The following is an 18,607-nucleotide window of genomic DNA, read 5'->3' on the forward strand; positions in this document are numbered from 1 at the left end:
GGGGCCGGTCGGGGTCAGACGGAACCGAATTCCTTGTCGATGAGTCCGAGCAGTTCGTCCGCTGTGGCCGAGGCGATCTCCTGGTCGATGTCCGCCGTGCCGCCGCTGCCGCCGCCGCTTCCCGCGACCTTCGTCGCGAGGGCGCGCAGCCGGGACGACACCTGGTCCGGGTCCGGGAGCCGGGACAGGGAGGAGAGCAGGGCCGACTCCAGGCGGTCGAGTTCTTGCAGCACGGCAACCGGGTCGAAGGCCGGCCCGTCGGCGGAGGGTGCGGCGAAGAGCTGTCCGCCGAGGTGTTCGGCCAGGGCCGCCGGGGTGGGGTGGTCGAACACCACGGTCGGCGGGAGCTTCACACCGGTCGCCGCGGCCAGCTGGTTGCGCAGCTGGACCGCGGTGAGCGAGTCGAAACCCAGCTCCTTGAAGGCACGCTCGGCCGGTACCGAACCGGTGGTGGAGTGGCCCAGCACCGCGGCGACATGGCTGCGGACGAGGTCCAGCAGGCCTGCCTGGCGCTCCTCCTCCGGCAGTGCCAGCAGACGCTCGCGGGCGGATGCGGTACCCGCCTCCGCAGCGTGCGTCCCCGTGTTCCCCGTGCGCCGCACCTCGTGCCACAGCACCGGAGGTACGTCCTGACCGCGCAGCGCCGCGTGGTCGAGGCGGATCGGCACCAGCACGGGCTCGCCGGCCCGCCGGGCGGCGTCGAAGAGGGCCAGCGCCTCACCGGACGACAGGCCGAGGACGCCGGAACGTCCCGTCCGCTCCCGCTCCGCCTCCGACAGCGACGCGGTCAGCTCGCTCCGCTCGCTCCACAGTCCCCACGGCAGGGACTGCGCGGGCAGTCCGTTCGCGGCCCGGTGGGCGGCGAGCGCGTCCAGGAACACGTTGGCCGCCGCGTAGTTGCCCTGCCCGGGGCTGCCGAGGACGCCGGCCGCCGAGGAGAAGAGGACGAAGGTGTGCAGGGGGTGGTTGCGGGTGAGGTCGTGGAGGTTGAGGGCCGCGTCGATCTTCGGACGCAGGACCCGCTCCAGCTGCTCGGGTGTCAACCCGGTCACCACCGCGTCGTCCAGCACACCGGCCGCATGGATCACCGCGGTCAGCGGACGCTCCTGCGGTATCCCCGACAGCACAGCCGCCAAGGCATCACGATCGGCCGCATCACACGCGGCAACCGACACCCGCGCCCCCAACCCCGACAGTTCCCGGGTCAACTCCCGTGCACCAGGCGCCTGTTCACCGCGTCGGCTGGTCAGCAGCAGATCCCTGACACCGTGCTCGACCACCAGATGCCGGGCCACCAACGCACCCACCGTCCCGGTACCACCCGTGACCAGCACCGTGCCCCCACCCATGGCCGGGGCAGCGGAGGGCTGCGGGGTGTGCCGTACCAGACGCGGCACGAACACCACCCCGTCCCGCACCGCCAGCTGCGACTCACCACCACAGGCCAAACGCGCCGCCAGCGCCTCGTCCGCACCGTCCACCAGCCACACCCGCTCCGGATGCTCCCGCTGCGCCGACCGCACCAGACCCCACACCGGCGCACACACCAGATCCGTCACGTCCTCACCCGGCCGCACCGCCACCGCACCCCGGGTGGCGAACACCAACCGAGACGACACCAACCGCTCATCCCCCAGGAACTCCTGAAGCAGAGACAGGGCCTGACGTGTCACCTCACGCGCGTTCTCCGCCGAGACAGCACCTCCGGCGAACGGCGCGACCACCACATCCGGAACCGACTCACCCAGAGCGCCCAGGTCGAGATCGGCGCCCAGGACGTGGTAGCGGTCCGTGGTCGTCCGTGCCGTTCCGCCGGGTGTCGGCTGCCACTCCAGCCGGTACAGGGACTCCTGTCCGGCGGCTCGCAGCTGCTCCGCACTGACCGGTCGCAGGGTCAGCGACTCGACGGATACGACGGTCCGCCCGGCGGTGTCCGTCGCCGTCAGGGACACGGTGTCGTCACCGTCGCCGCCCGCGGTCAACCGCACCCGCAGAGCCGTGGCACCGGTCGACGCCAGCGACACACCCGTCCACGAGAACGGCAACCGCGGCTCCCCGACCCCCTCCGCATCCGGATCGATCAACACCAGCGAGTGCAACGCCGCATCCAACAACGCCGGATGCACCGCAAACCCCTCGCCCACGCCCTGCCCCAGCTCGACCTCCGCGAACACCTCACCAGGCCGACGCCACACCGCCCGCACACCCTGGAACAACGGCCCATAGTCATAACCAGCCGCCGCGAACTCCCCGTACAGCCCGGAGACATCCACCCTCTCCGCATCCGCCGGCGGCCAGGCGGGCATGGCCGTGAGCGCTGCGCCGTCCGAGGGCGTGGCTACGACGCCGCGTGCGTGAACGGTCCATGCGTCACCGGAGCCGGTGGCGGAGCGCACGACGACTTCCCGGCGGCCGGACTCGTCCGCCCCGGCCACGCTGACATGCAGCCGTATGTCGGCGTCGTCCGGCAGCAGCAACGGCGCTTCCAGCACCAGCTCTTCCACGGTCCCCGCACCGATCTGCGCACCGGCCCGCGAGGCCATCTCCACGAAGGCCGTTCCCGGGACGAGCGCGGTGCCGAACACGGCGTGCTCGGCGAGCCAGGGATGCGACTTCAGCGACACCGACCCCGTCAGCACCACACCATCGGAGTCCGGCACCGGCACCAGCGCACCCAGCAGCCCGTGCCCGAGCCCCTCCAGCCCCAGGCCGGCCGCGTCCGTCACCTGCGCCCGCACCGGCTCCAGCCAGTACCGCTCGCGCTGGAAGGCATACGTCGGCAGGTCCACATAGCGGGCCGGACCGTCGAAGAACGTCGTCCAGTCGACCGTGACACCCGCCGCGAAGGCCTCGCCCAGGGAGAGGAGCATGCGCCGCTGTTCGTCTTCGTTGCGTCGCAGCGTCCCCAACACCACAGCAGAAACGTCGGCTTCCTCGACACTCTCCTCCACCGACGCCGTCAACACCGGATGCGCACTCGCCTCGACAAACACATCGAAACCGTCCGCGAGCAACGCCCGCGTTGCACCGTGGAAGTTCACCGTCTCGCGCAGGTTGGTGTACCAGTACCCGGCATCCAGCCCGGCACCGTCCACCACGCCACCGGTCACGGCCGAGTAGAACGGCACCTCACCCTGACGCGGAGACACCGGAGCGAGCAGCTCCAACAACTCCTGCTCGATCTCCTCCACATGGGCCGAATGCGAGGCATAGTCCACGGGGATCCGGCGGGCCCGCACCCCGTCCGCCTCACACGCCGCCAACAGGCCATCCAGAGCCGCGACGTCACCGGAAACCACCGTCGACAACGGCCCGTTCACCGCCGCCACCCACAACCCCTCACCCAGCCGCGAGCGGACGTCATCGACCGGCAGAGCAACCGACACCATGCCACCCCGCCCCGCCAACACACCCAACGCCCGGCTCCGCAGAGCAACCACCCGCGCCGCGTCCTCAAGCGACAAAACCCCCGCCACACACGCAGCCGCAATCTCACCCTGCGAATGCCCCACCACAGCAGCCGGCTCCACCCCACACGACCGCCACAACTCCGCCAACGACACCATCACAGCCCACAACACCGGCTGCACCACATCCACCCGACCAAAACCAGGCGCCCCCACCTCACCCAACACCACCGACGACAACGACCAATCAACAAACGGCCCCAACGCCGCCTCACACTCCACCATCCGCCCACGAAACACCGACGACGACTCCCACAACCCCGCCGCCATCCCCACCCACTGCGACCCCTGACCCGGAAACACAAACACCACCCGACGACCACCCACACCCACACCACTCACCACACCAGAACCCACCCCACCCGACACCAACACACCCAGCTGGGAAAGGAGTTCATCCCGGCCACCCGCCACCACCACAGCCCGGTGGTCATGTGCGGTTCGACCGGTCAGGAGGGAGTGAGCCGTGTCGACCAGGTCGAGTTCGGGGCGCTCGCTGACAAAGGTGTGCAGCCGCTCGGCCTGGGCGCGCAGCGCCTGCGGTGTACGGGCGGACACCACCCAGGGCAGCAGCCCGTGCGGCGGTCGTGCGCCGGCCTCCAGCTGTTCGGGCTCGGTGGCCTGCTCCAGGACGACATGGGCGTTGGTGCCGCTGGCGCCGAAGGCGGAGACACCGGCGCGCCGGGGCCGGTCGACCTCGGGCCACTTCCGCTCCTCGGTCAGCAGTTCCACCGCACCGGCCGACCAGTCGACGTGCGAGGACGGCTGATCCACGTGCAGGGTCTTGGGCAGCACGCCGTTCCGGAGCGCCATCACCATCTTGATGACACCGCCGACACCGGCGGCGGCCTGGGCATGGCCGATGTTCGACTTCAACGACCCCAGATACAGCGGCTGTTCGGCCGTACGCTCCTGCCCGTACGTCGCGAGCAGCGCCTGCGCCTCGATCGGGTCACCCAGACGCGTACCCGTGCCATGCGCCTCGACGGCGTCGACATCCGCGGCGCCCAGCCGGGCATCGGCCAGTGCCTGCCGGATCACCCGCTGCTGCGACGGCCCGTTCGGCGCCGTCAGACCGTTGCTCGCACCGTCCTGGTTGACCGCGCTCCCCCGGACGACGGCCAGGACAGGGTGCCCAAGCTTGAGGGCATCCGACAGCCGCTCCACGACCAGCACGCCCACGCCCTCGGCCCACCCGGTGCCGTCCGCGCCCTCCGCGAACGCCTTGCAGCGGCCGTCCGCGGACATACCGCGCTGGCGGCTGAACTCCACGAACAGACCTGGTGACGCCATCACCGTGACACCACCGGCCAGCGCCATCCGGCACTCGCCACGCCGCAGCGCCTGCACCGCCAGATGCAGCGCCACCAGCGACGACGAACACGCCGTGTCCACCGTGACCGCCGGGCCTTCGAGGCCGAACGTGTACGACAGCCGGCCGGCCGCGATGCTGCCAGCGCTGCCGTTGAGCAGGTAGCCCTCGAGTTCCTCGGGGGCCTTGCCCTCACGGGAGCCGTAGTCGTGGTACATCAGGCCCATGTAGACGCCGGTACGGCTGCCCCGCAGCGAGGCCGGGTCGATGCCCGCCCGCTCGATCGCCTCCCACGACGTCTCCAGCAGCAACCGCTGCTGCGGGTCGGTAGCGAGGGCCTCGCGCGGGGAGATACCGAAGAACTCAGCGTCGAACTCGGCCGCGTCGTAAAGGAAACCGCCCGAGCGCGAGTACGACTTCCCCACCGCGTCCGGGTCCGGGTCGTACAGCCCCTCGACGTCCCAGCCCCGGTCCGTCGGCCAGGACGACACGGCGTCACCCGCCGAGGCGACCAAACGCCACAGATCCTCCGGCGACCTCACCCCGCCCGGGAACCGGCACCCCATCCCCACGATCGCCACCGGCTCGTGGGCGTCGTCCTGCATCTGACGCAGACGCTCACGGGTGTCGTGCAGCTCCGCGGCCGCCTGCTTGAGGTACGAGCGCAGCTTGTCCTCGGTGTTCACTCTCTCCCCCTACTTCAGGTCATGAAGGTCCGTCGCCTGCTGAGCTGTCAGATGCCTTTGTCGAGGAAGTCGAACAGCTCGTCGTCACTGGCCGCGTCGAACCGTTCCACGCCGGAGGGTTCGTCGGGCGTCGCCGGCCGGGCGTCGAGGTGTTTGGCGACGAGTTGCTGCATCCGGCTCAGCACGCGTTCGCGTGCCTGCTCGTCGGGGGCCAGGGTGGCGAGCGCGGACTCCAGATCGTCGAGTTCGCTGAGCACCCGGTCCGTCAACGACTCCTCTTCCGGACGCAGTTCGCCCCACAAGTGCTCCGCGAGCGCGGCCGGTGTCGGATAGTCGAAGGCGAGCGTGGCGGAGAGACGCAGACCGGTGGCCCGCATCAGCCGGTTGCGGAGTTCCACCGCGCCGAGCGAGTCGAAGCCCAGCTCCTTGAAGGTCTGGTGCGACTTCACCGCGGTGGCCGTGGTGTGGCCGAGGACCCCGGCGGCCTGCGCACAGACCAGGTCGCGCAGTTCCTCGGTCCGCTCCGCCTCGGGCATGGCCGCCAGGCGGTCGGCCAGGGTGGCGGTGTCCGTGACCGGGCCGTGGCCGGCCGTCGCCGACGGGTCCGCCGTGGCCGTCGCACGGCGGGCGGGCCTGCGGACCAGTTCGTGCAGGATGGCCGGCAGGGTGCCCGCGGCGGCCTGCTCGCGCAGGCTCGCCTCGTTCAGCAGGGCGGGCAGGACGAAGGCCTCCCCGGTGCGTATGGCCTCGTCGAACAGATCGAGTCCCTGCTCGGAGGTCATCTCCGCGAGGCCGAGCTGTGCGATGCGCCGCATGGCGATCGCGTCCAGGTGTTCCGTCATCTCGCTGCGTTCGGCCCAGAAGCCCCAGCCGAGTGCGGTGCCGGGCAGTCCGTGGGCGGCCCGGTGGGCGGCGAGCGCTTCGAGGAACACATTGGCCGCCGCGTAGTGCGCCTGGCCGGAGCTGCCGAAGGTGGCCGCGGCTCCCGAGAACAGGATGAAAGCCTGGAGCGGGTGGTTTCGGGTGAGGTCGTGGAGGTTGAGGGCCGCGTCGATCTTCGGACGCAGGACCCGCTCCAGCTGCTCGGGGGTCAACCCGGTCACCACCGCGTCGTCCAGCACACCGGCCGCGTGGATCACCGCGGTCAGCGGACGCTCCTGCGGTATCGCCGCCAGCACAGCCGCCAAGGCATCACGATCGGCCGCATCACACGCGGCAACCGACACCCGCGCCCCCAGCCCCGACAGTTCCCGGGTCAACTCCTGTGTGCCAGGCGCCTGTTCACCGCGTCGGCTGGTCAGCAGCAGATCCCTGACCCCGTGCTCGACCACCAGATGCCGGGCCACCAACGCACCCACCGTCCCGGTACCACCGGTGACCAGCACCGTGCCCCCACCCATGGCCGGGGCAGCGGACGGCTGCGGGGTGTGCCGTACCAGACGCGGCACGAACACCACCCCGTCCCGCACCGCCAGCTGCGACTCACCACCACAGGCCAAACGCGCCGCCAGCGCCTCGTCCGCACCGTCCACCAGCCACACCCGCTCCGGATGCTCCCGCTGCGCCGACCGCACCAGACCCCACACCGGCGCACACACCAGATCCGTCACGTCCTCACCCGGCCGCACCGCCACCGCACCCCGGGTGGCGAACACCAACCGCGAAGACACCAACCGCTCATCCCCCAGGAACTCCTGAATCAGAGTCAGAGCACGCTGCGTGGCCGCACGCGCCTCCCCCGCCGAGACAGCACCCCCCGCGAACGGCGCGACCACCACCTCCGGAACCGACTCGCCCAGCACGCCCAGATCGAGGTCAGGTGTCAGTACGACCCAAGCGCCGTCGGCCAGCTGCTCCGGGGCCGGCTGGATCTGGCGCCATTCCAGCCGGTGGATGCCCTGCTGGCGACCGACGCGCAACTGCTCGGCGCTCACGGTGCGCAGTACCAGCGACTCGACCGAGACCACCGTCCGGCCTTCCGGGTCCGTCGCCGTCAGGGACACGGTGTCGTCACCGTCGCCGCCCGCGGCCAACCGCACCCGCAGAGCCGTAGCACCGGTCGACGCCAGCGACACACCCGTCCACGAGAACGGCAACCGCGGCTCCCCGACCCCCTCCGCATCCGGATCGATCAACACCAGCGAGTGCAACGCCGCATCCAGCAACGCCGGATGCACCGCAAACCCCTCATCCGCGCCCTGCCCCAGCTCGACCTCCGCGAACACCTCACCAGGCCGACGCCACACCGCCCGCACACCCTGGAACAACGGCCCATAGTCATAACCGGCCGCCGCAAACTCGCCGTACAGCCCGGAGACATCCACCCTCTCCGCATCCACCGGCGGCCAGGCGGCGGGCTGGAGGCCGGGGGCCTCGGCTGACGCGGGGGCCAGGACGGCCCGGGCGTGCACGGTCCACTCCTCGTCGGAGCGGGAGCGCACCACCAGCGTCCGGCAGCCGGACTCGTCCGCACCGGCCACACTCACGTGAAGCCCTGTCTCGCCCTGGTCCGGCACCAACAGCGGTGCTTCGATGACCAGTTCGCGAATCACCGGCGTACCGGCTTCCGCTCCGGCCCGTGCCGCCATCTCCACGAAGGCCGTGCCGGGCAGGAGCGCGGTGCCGAACACAGCGTGCTCGGCGAGCCAGGGGTGCGACTTCAGCGACACCGATCCGGTCAGCACCACACCATCGGAGTCCGGCACCGGCACCAGCGCACCCAGCAGCCCATGCCCGAGCCCCTCCAGACCCAGGCCGGCCGCGTCCGTCACCTGCGCCCGCACCGGCTCCAGCCAGTACCGCTCGCGCTGGAAGGCATACGTCGGCAGCTCCCACGGCTCCACCGGCCGCCCACCCACCGGCCACCGCACATCAAGCCCCGCAACAAACGCCTCAGCCAACGACATCACAAAGCGCCGCTGTTCGTCTTCGTTGCGTCGCAGCGTCCCCAGGACCACAGCAGAAGCGTCGGCTTCCTCGACACTCTCCTCCACCGACGCCGTCAACACCGGATGCGCACTCGCCTCGACAAACACATCGAAACCGTCTGCGAGCAACGCCCGCGTCGCAGCATGGAAGTCCACTGTTTCGCGCAGGTTGGTGTACCAGTACCCGGCATCCAGCCCGGCACCATCCACCACACCACCCGTCACCGCCGAATAGAACGGCACCTCACCCTGACGCGGAGACACCGGAGCGAGCAGCTCCAACAACTCCTGCTCGATCTCCTCCACATGAGCTGAATGCGAGGCATAGTCCACGGGGATCCGGCGGGCCCGCACCCCCTCCGCCTCACACGCCGCCAACAGGCCATCCAGAGCCGCGACATCACCCGAAACCACCGTCGACAGCGGCCCGTTCACCGCCGCCACCCACAACCCCTCACCCAGCCGCGAGCGGACGTCATCGACCGGCAGAGCAACCGACACCATGCCACCCCGCCCCGCCAGCACACCCAACGCCTTGCTCCGCAGAGCAACGACGCGGGCCGCGTCCTCCAGCGACAAAACCCCCGCCACACACGCAGCCGCAATCTCACCCTGCGAATGCCCCACCACAGCCGCCGGCTCCACCCCACACGACCGCCACAACTCCGCCAACGACACCATCACAGCCCACAACACCGGCTGCACCACATCCACCCGATCAAAACCAGGCGCCCCCACCTCACCCAACACCACCGACGACAACGACCAATCAACAAACGGCCCCAACGCCGCCTCACACTCCACCATCCGCCCACGAAACACCGACGACGACTCCCACAACCCCGCCGCCATCCCCACCCACTGCGACCCCTGACCCGGAAACACAAACACCACCCGACCACCACCCACACCCACACCACTCACCACACCAGAACCCACCCCACCCGACACCAACGACCCCAAACCAGCAAGCAGTTCACCCCGCTCACCAGCCACCACCACAGCCCGATGCTCGAACACCGACCGCGCAGACACCAGCGCAGCCCCCACACCCGCCAGATCCAACCCCTCACGCCCCGCCACAAACGCCCGCAACACATCAGCCTGCGCCCGCAACGCCTCCGCACTCCGACCCGACACCACCCACGGCACCACGCCGAGTCCGGGCTCTTCGGGGGCACGGTGTTCCACCGCGGGCGGCTGCTCGATCACGACGTGCGCGTTGGTACCGCCCACTCCGAAGGCGGAGACACCGGCGCGTCGGGGCCGGTCGACCTCGGGCCAGTCCCGCTCCTCGGTCAGCAGCTCCACCGCACCGGCCGACCAGTCCACATGCGATGACGGCTCATCCACATGCAGCGTCTTCGGCAGCACACCGTGCCGCAGCGCCATCACCATCTTGATGACACCACCCACACCGGCGGCAGCCTGCGCATGCCCGATGTTCGACTTCAACGAGCCCAGGAACAACGGGGACTGGTCGCCACGCCCCTGGCCATATGTGGCCAGCAGCGCCTGCGCCTCGATCGGGTCACCCAGGCGCGTGCCCGTACCGTGTCCCTCCACCACATCGACGTCGGCCGTACCGAGCCGGGCATCGGCCAGCGCCTGCCGGATCACCCGCTGCTGCGACAACCCGTTCGGCGCCGTCAGCCCATTGCTCGCACCGTCCTGGTTGACCGCACTCCCCCGGACGACGGCCAGCACCGGATGCCCGTTCTTGAGGGCATCCGACAGCCGCTCCACCACCAGCACACCCACACCCTCGGCCCAGCCGGTGCCGTCCGCGGCCTCGGCGAACGCCTTGCAGCGGCCGTCCTCCGACAGCCCGCGCTGGCGGCTGAACTCGATGAAGGGTCCGGGAGTCGGCATGACGGTCACGCCGCCGGCCAGGGCCAGTGAGCACTCGCCGCTGCGCAGCGCCCGTACCGCGAGGTGAAGGGTGACGAGGGAGGAGGAGCAGCCCGTGTCGACGGTGACCGCCGGGCCCTCCAGGCCGTAGGTGTACGACAGCCGGCCCGAGACCACGCTTCCGGTGGTGCCGGTCAGGATGTGGCCTTCCGTCTCGGCCGTGCCCTGGTGCAGTCGGTGGCCGTAGTCCTGGACCATGGCGCCGACGTAGACGCCGGTACGGCTGCCCCGCAGCGAGGCCGGGTCGATACCGGCCCGCTCGATCGCCTCCCACGACGTCTCCAGCAACAAGCGCTGCTGCGGATCCATGGCGAGCGCCTCACGTGGCGAGATACCGAAGAACCCGGCGTCGAACTCGGCGGCGTCGTAGAGGAAGCCACCGGACCGTGTGTACGACTTCCCCACCGCGTCCGGGTCCGGATCGAACAGGGCGTCCAGGTCCCAGCCGCGGTCCACCGGGAATCCGGACACCGCGTCCGACCCGGACATCACCAGCCGCCACAGATCCTCCGGCGACTTGACCCCGCCCGGGAACCGGCACCCGATCCCCACGATCGCCACCGGCTCGGCCTCGGTGTCGGAGCCGCCGCCGGACAGCACCGGCAGGGACTCCTCCTCCACCGCCGACACACCCAGCAGCTGCGCCCGTACGAACCGCGCCAGCTCACTGGCCGTCGGGTGGTCGAACACCACCGTGCTCGCCAGCCGCAGCCCCGTCACGGCGTTCAGACGGTTCCGCAGCTGCACCGCCATCATCGAGTCGAAGCCCAGCTCACGGAACGCGCGGTCCGGAGCGACGGGATCGGTGGTGTTGTGGCCGAGTGCCGCCGCGGCCTCCGCGCGGACCAGGTCGAGTACGGCCAGGTACTGCTCCGCCTCGGTCAGGCCGTCGAGCAGCGCCGACGGGGCCGCGCCCTGTGCCGCGCCGTCGGTCTCCTCCTTCAGCACCGCCTGCACCTCGGGCAGGTCCGAGAGCAGCGGGGCGTGCCGTACGGCGGTGAACTGGGGGGCGAAGACCTCCCAGTCGATGTCGGCGACGATCCGCGTCGGCTCGGTGGCCGCTGTGGCGGGCGCCAGTGCGGCGACCGCCTGGTCCGGGTTCATGACCCGTACGCCACGGCTGAGGATCCGGTCGCCGACCTCGCCGTCGGCCATGCCACCGCCGCCCCAGAGGCCCCAGGCCACCGACAGCGCGGTCCGTCCCCGGGACCGGCGGGCCTGCGCGAGCGCGTCGAGGTGGGCGTTGGCCGCCGCGTAGGCGCCCTGTCCGCCGCCGCCCCAGATGCCGGCGCCGGAGGAGAAGAGGACGAACGCGTCGAGGTCGGTGTCCCGGAAGACGTCGTCGAGGTGGTGGGCGCCGCGCACCTTGGCGGAGGTGAGCCGGGCCAGCAGGTCCAGGCCCGTCTCGGCCAGCGGCGCGGAGTCGGTCGTACCGGCGGCGTGGATGACCGCGCGGACGGGCTCGCCGTCGGCGGCGACCGATGCGACGAGTCCGGCCAGCGCCTCCCGGTCCGCGACGTCACAGGCCGCGAGGGTGACCCGGGCGCCGAGGGCCGTCAGCTCGGCCTCCAGCTCCCGGGCGCCGGGCGCGGAGCCGCCCTGCCTGCTGGTGAGGACGAGGTGGTCGGCGCCGTTGGCCGCCAGCCAGCGGGCGAACCGGCCGCCGACGGCACCGGTGCCACCGGTGATCAGGACCGTGCCGCGCGGCTGCCAGCCGGGGCGGCCGTGCAGCGCCTTGCGGGCCACCCGCACCAGGCGCCGGGCGAAGCTCCCGGACGGGCGGAGCGCGAGCTGGTCCTCGCCCTGCGCACCGGCGAGCGTGCCGCACAGCCGGTGCAGCGTCTGCGGGTCGGGGGTCCCCGGCAGGTCGATCAGGCCGCCCCAGCGGTCGGAGTGCTCCAGCCCGGCGACCAGTCCGAGCCCCCACACCTGCGCCTGCTCGGGACGTACGTCCGTGTCCGCGTCGGAGACCCGCACGGCACCACGGGTGGCACACCACAGGGGCGCGCGTACGGCGGCGTCGCCGAGGGCCTGGATCAGCAGCAGCGTGCCGGCGGGTCCGGCGGTCAGTGCCGGCTGGTCCGGGCGCGGGGTCTCGTCCAGGGCCAGAAGGGACAGCACACCGGCCGGTTCGGCACCGTCGAGCGTGGCGAGCGCCTCGGTGATGCGCCGGGCCAGCGGTTCCCGGTCGCAGTCCGCTTCCACGGCGAGCCGGATCACGCGGGCACCGGCGGACACCAGAGTGTCTTCCACCGCGTCGGCCCACGGGTGGGCGGAGGCGCCGTCCGGTACGGCGAGCAGCCAGGCGCCGGTCAGCGCCGCCGACCGCGCCTCGGGCACCGGCTTCCAGTCGACGCGGTAGTGCCAGGCGTCCGCCTCGGAGCGCTCCCGGCTGTCACGGCGCCACGGGCCGAGCAGGCCGATGACGTCCTCCAGCCGGGCGGTGTCGTCCACCCCGAGCAGGTCGGCGAGTTCGCTCTGGTCCGCGCTGTCGACGGCCGCCCAGAACCGGTTCTCCTCCGGGTCGGCGGCACTGTCGGACGGTGTGGCACTCGTCCCGTCGAGCCAGTACCGCTCGTGCTGGAAGGCATACGTCGGCAGCTCCCACGGCTCCACCGGCCGCCCACCCACCGGCCACCGCACATCAAGCCCAGCAACAAACGCCTCAGCCAACGACATCACAAAGCGCCGCTGTTCGTCTTCGTTGCGTCGCAGCGTCCCCAACACCACAGCAGAAACGTCGGCTTCCTCGACACTCTCCTCCACCGACGCCGTCAACACCGGATGCGCACTCGCCTCGACAAACACATCAAAACCGTCCGCGAGCAACGCCCGCGTCGCACCATGGAAGTCCACCGTCTCGCGCAGGTTCGTGTACCAGTACCCGGCATCCAACCCAGCACCGTCCACCACGCCACCGGTCACCGCCGAATAGAACGGCACCCCACCCGCACGCGGAGACACCGGAGCAAGCAGCTCCAACAACTCCTGCTCGATCTCCTCCACATGAGCTGAATGCGAGGCATAGTCCACGGGGATCCGGCGGGCCCGCACCCCGTCCGCCTCACACGCCGCCAACAGGCCATCCAGAGCCGCGACATCACCCGAAACCACCGTCGACAACGGCCCGTTCACCGCCGCCACCCACAACCCCTCACCCAACCGCGAACGCACATCCTCGACCGGCAGAGCAACCGACACCATGCCACCCCGCCCCGCCAGCACACCCAACGCCTTGCTCCGCAGAGCAACGACGCGAGCCGCGTCCTCAAGCGACAAAACCCCCGCCACACACGCAGCCGCAATCTCACCCTGCGAATGCCCCACCACAGCAGCCGGCTCCACCCCACACGACCGCCACAACTCCGCCAACGACACCATCACAGCCCACAACACCGGCTGCACCACATCCACCCGATCAAAACCAGGCGCCCCCACCTCACCCAACACCACCGACGACAACGACCAATCAACAAACGGCCCCAACGCCGCCTCACACTCCACCATCCGCCCACGAAACACCGACGACGACTCCCACAACCCCGCCGCCATCCCCACCCACTGCGACCCCTGACCCGGAAACACAAACACCACCCGACCACCACCCACACCCACACCACTCACCACACCAGAACCCACCCCACCCGACACCAACACACCCAGCTGGGAAAGGAGTTCATCCCGGTCACCCGCCACCACCACAGCCCGATGCTCGAACACCGACCGCGCAGACACCAGCGCAGCCCCCACACCCGCCAGATCCAACCCCTCACGCCCCGCCACAAACGCCCGCAACACATCAGCCTGCGCCCGCAACGCCTCCGCACTCCGACCCGACACCACCCACGGCACCGGTCCGGTGACATGGGAAGCCGGTTCCACGTCGGCGGACGTCTCCGCAGGCACCTGCTCGATCACCACGTGAGCGTTGGTGCCGCTCATACCGAAGGAGGAGACCGCCGCACGGCGCGGCCGGCCGACCTCGGGCCACTCCCGCTCCTCGGTCAGCAGCTCCACCGCACCCGCCGACCAGTCCACATGCGATGACGGCTCATCCACATGCAGCGTCTTCGGCAGCACACCGTGCCGCAGCGCCATCACCATCTTGATGACACCACCCACACCGGCGGCAGCCTGCGCATGCCCGATGTTCGACTTCAACGAGCCCAGATACAGCGGCTGTTCGGCCGGACGCTCCTGCCCATACGTGGCGAGCAGAGCCTGCGCCTCGATCGGGTCACCCAGACGCGTGCCGGTGCCATGTGCCTCGACCGCGTCGACATCGGCGGCGCCCAGCCGGGCATCGGCCAGCGCCTGCCGGATCACCCGCTGCTGCGACAACCCGTTCGGCGCCGTCAGCCCATTGCTCGCACCGTCCTGATTGACCGCACTCCCCCGCACCACAGCCAACACCGGATGCCCGAGCCGTACGGCGTCCGAGAGCCGCTCGACCACCAGCACACCCACACCCTCGGCCCAGCCGGTGCCGTCCGCGGCCTCCGCGAACGCCTTGCAGCGGCCGTCCTCCGACAGCCCGCGCTGGCGGCTGAACTCCACGAACAGACCCGGCGACGACATCACCGTGACACCGCCCGCCAGCGCCATCCGGCACTCGCCACGCCGCAGCGCCTGCACCGCCAGATGCAGCGCCACCAGCGACGACGAACACGCCGTGTCGACCGTGACCGCCGGGCCTTCGAGGCCGAACGTGTACGACAGCCGGCCGGCGGTGACGCTGCCATGGGTGCCGGTGAGCAGGTAGCCCTCGGTCTCGGAGCCGGCGTCGGCGAGGCGCGGGCCGTACTCCTGGACCATGGCGCCGACGTAGACACCGGTGCTGCTGCCGCGCAGCGAGGCCGGGTCGATGCCCGCCCGCTCGAATGCCTCCCAGGACGTCTCCAGCAGCAACCGCTGCTGCGGATCCATGGCGAGCGCCTCGCGCGGGGAGATGCCGAAGAACCCGGCATCGAACTCGGCGGCGTCGTAGAGGAAACCGCCCGAGCGCGAGTACGACTTGCCCACCGCTTCCGGGTTCGGGTCGTACAGGCCCTCGACGTCCCAGCCCCGGTCCGTCGGCCAGGACGACACGGCGTCACCCGCCGAGGCGACCAAACGCCACAGATCCTCCGGCGACCTCACCCCGCCCGGGAACCGGCACCCCATGCCGACGATCGCCACCGGCTCGGCCTCGGTGTCGGAGCCGCCGCCGGACACCACCGGCAGGGACTCCTCGTCCACCGCCGACACCCCGAGCAGCTCCGCCCGTACGAACCGCGCCAGCTCACCCGCCGTCGGATGGTCGAACACCACCGTGCTCGCCAGCCGCAGCCCCGTCACCGCGTTCAGACGGTTCCGCAGCTGCACCGCCATCATCGAGTCGAAGCCCAGCTCACGGAAGGAGGACTCGGTCGGGACGTCGTCGTTGTCGGTCGTGCCGAGCACGATGCCGACGTGGGTGCGGATCAGGTCCAGTGCCGCGTCCTGGCTCGCCTTCTCGCTCAGCGCGGCCCACTGGGCGCGCAGCGGGAGGTCCTCCTCGTCCGCCCCCGGGTCCTGCTCGGGCGCGAGGGACGGGGACGCGGGGGTGGCCGGTGCGGTGCGGGCGTCCGGTGCGTCCAGCCAGTAGCGGCGGCGCTGGAAGGCGTAGGTGGGCAGGTCGATGCGCTGGGCGCCGGTGCCGGTGAAGGCGGCGGACCAGTCGACGGCGATGCCCTGCACCGATGCCTCGGCCAGTGCGGTGAGCATGCGCTCCGGGCCGCCCTCGCCGCGGCGCAGGGAGCCGACCACGACGGGCGTGCCGCCGGTGTCCTCGACGGTCTCCTGGACGCTTGCCGCGAGAATCGGGTGCGGGCTCATCTCGATGAACGTGGTGTGCCCCGCCTCGGCGAGGGCGCGTACGGCGGGCTCGAAGCCGACGGCGCGCCGGGAGTTGCGGTACCAGTAGTCGGCGTCGAGTCCGGCGGTGTCCAGCCAGCGGCCCTGCACGGTGGAGTAGAACGGCACGCTTCCGGTCGTGGGGGTCACGGTGCCGAGCAGGTCCAGCAGCGGTTCGCGGATCCGCTCGACGTGGGCGGAGTGGCCGGCGCAGTCGATGGGGAGCAGGCGGACGCGGATGTCCTGGCTCTCGCAGTGGGCGATCAGCTCGTGCAGGGCCGGTACGTCTCCGGAGACGGTGACGGCGCGGGGGCCGTTGACGGCGGCGATGGACAGCTGGTCCGCCCAGGGGGCGAGCAGTTGTTCCACCTCGGCGGCGGGCAGCGCGACCGAGGCCATGCCGCCGGTGCCGGCGAGCAGGGCGAAGGCCTTGCTGCGCAGGGCGACGACGCGTGCCGCCTCGTCGAGGGGGAGGGCGCCGGCGATGTGTGCGGCGGCGATCTCGCCCTGCGAGTGGCCGATCACGGCGGCCGGCTCGACGCCGTACGAGCGCCACAGCTGTGCCAGGGAGACCATCACCGCGAACAGGACGGGGTGGACCACGTCGAGGCGGTCGAGGGACAGCTCGGGGTCGGTCTCGCTGCCGCCGCGCAGCACATGGGTGAGCGACCAGGGCACATGCGGGGCGAGTGCCTGTTCGCAGCGGGCGATGTGTTCGGCGAAGACCGGTGTGGTGTCCATGAGGTCGACGGCCATGCCGGCCCACTGCGAGCCCTGGCCGGGGAAGACGAAGACCGGTCCGGCGGTGCGGGTGGCGGTGCCCTCGGTCAGTCCGGTGGCGGGGCGGCCGGCCGCGAGGGCTTCGAGGCGGGTGCGGAAGTCGTCGGTGGTACGGCCCAGCAGGACGGCCCGGTGCGGGAAGGCGGTGCGGGTGGTGGCCAGCGAGTGGCCGATGTCGAGGGGGGACGTGCGGTCGTCCAGGGCGGCGAGGAGCGCCTCGGCCTGGCCGCGCAGGGCGCGCTCGCTCTTGGCGGAGACCGGCCAGGGTATCGGGCCGGTGGCACCGGTGTCGCCGTCGCTCTCGGTGTCAGTGTGCCAATCCTCCAGGACCACATGGCAGTTGGTGCCACCGACGCCGAAGGAGCTGACGCCGGCGAGCAGCGGGCGGTCCTGCCGGGGCCAGGGACCGTTCTCGGTGCGGACGCGCAGCCGCAGTTCGTCCAGGGGTATCGCCGGGTTCGGGGTGGTGAAGTGCAGACTCGGGGGAAGCTCCCGGTTCTTGAGGGCGAGCGCGGTCTTGATGAGGCCGGCGATGCCGGCGGCGCCCTCCAGATGGCCGATGTTGGTCTTGACCGACCCGACGAGCAGGGGTTCGTCCGCGGGGCGGGCGGTGCCGAGGACCTCGCCGAGGGCGGCGGCCTCGATGGGGTCGCCGACCCGGGTACCGGTGCCGTGCAGTTCGACGTACTGGACGTCGGCGGGGCGTACGCCGGCGTTGGCGTAGGCCCGGCGCAGGAGTTCGGCCTGGGCCTCGCGGCTGGGGGTGGCGAAGCTGTCGCCGCCGCCGTCGTTGTTGACGGCGCTGCCGCGGATCACACAGTGGATGCGGTCACCGTCGGCCACCGCGTCGGACAGCCGCTTGAGGACGACGAGTCCGCCGCCCTCGCCGCGGACGATGCCGTTGGCGCGGCTGTCGAAGGTGAAGCAGCGGCCGTCCGGGGAGAGGGCGCCGAACTCAGCGACGGTGAGGGCGCTTTCGGGGACGAGGTCGAGGTTGACGCCGCCGGCGAGGGCGACGCGGGACTCGCCGGTGCGCAGGCTCTCGCAGGCGAGGTGGACGGCGGTGAGCGAGGAGGACTGGCCGCTGTCCACGGTGAGGCTGGGTCCGCGCAGGCCCAGGACGTAGGACAGGCGGTTGGCGATGGCGCCGCGCTGGAGGCCGGTCAGGGTGTGCTGGGTGATGCCGGCGGTGCCGTTGCGGTGGGCGAGGGTGGCGTAGTCGTCCCAGATCGCTCCGACGAAGACGCCGGTGGAGCTGGCGCGCAGGGTCTCCGGCAGGATGCCGGCGTCCTCGAGGGCCTCCCAGCCGAGTTCCAGGGCGAGCCGCTGCTGCGGGTCCATCGCGACGGCCTCCCGCGGCGAGATGCCGAAGAAGGCGGGGTCGAACAGGTCGGCGCCGTCCAGGAAGCCGCCCCACCTGGCTCCCGCCCTGCCGGTGCCGTCCGTCTCGGGGCCGGTGTGCTCGCGAGCGTCCCAGCGGTCCGCGGGGACCTCCCTGATCGCGTCGACACCGTCGCGCAGGAGCCGGGCGAACGCCTGGGGACCTGCGGCGAGGGGCAGCCGGCAGGCCATGCCGACGACGGCGACGGCCTCTGCGGGCGTTTCGGACGTGCGGGCCGGGGACGAGTCTCGCATGGTGCTGCAAACCTT

2 protein-coding genes are annotated in these 18,607 nt (G+C 71.3%); both read right to left on the reverse strand.

Translation table 11 applies throughout. The annotated features are described in order from the left end of the window. Positions 1 to 14: 14 nt before the first annotated feature. Entirely contained in the window at positions 15 to 5,465 is a 5,451-nt protein-coding gene (locus ACZ5CZ_RS07155; RefSeq protein WP_468939956.1) for an SDR family NAD(P)-dependent oxidoreductase, read from the reverse strand. A 47-nt stretch (positions 5,466 to 5,512) separates the two neighbouring features. Next, entirely contained in the window at positions 5,513 to 18,592 is a 13,080-nt protein-coding gene (locus tag ACZ5CZ_RS07160) for a type I polyketide synthase (protein WP_468939959.1), read from the reverse strand. Between the last annotated feature and the right edge of the window lie 15 nt (positions 18,593 to 18,607).

It is taken from the genome of Streptomyces sp. NPDC031418 (assembly GCF_055581605.1).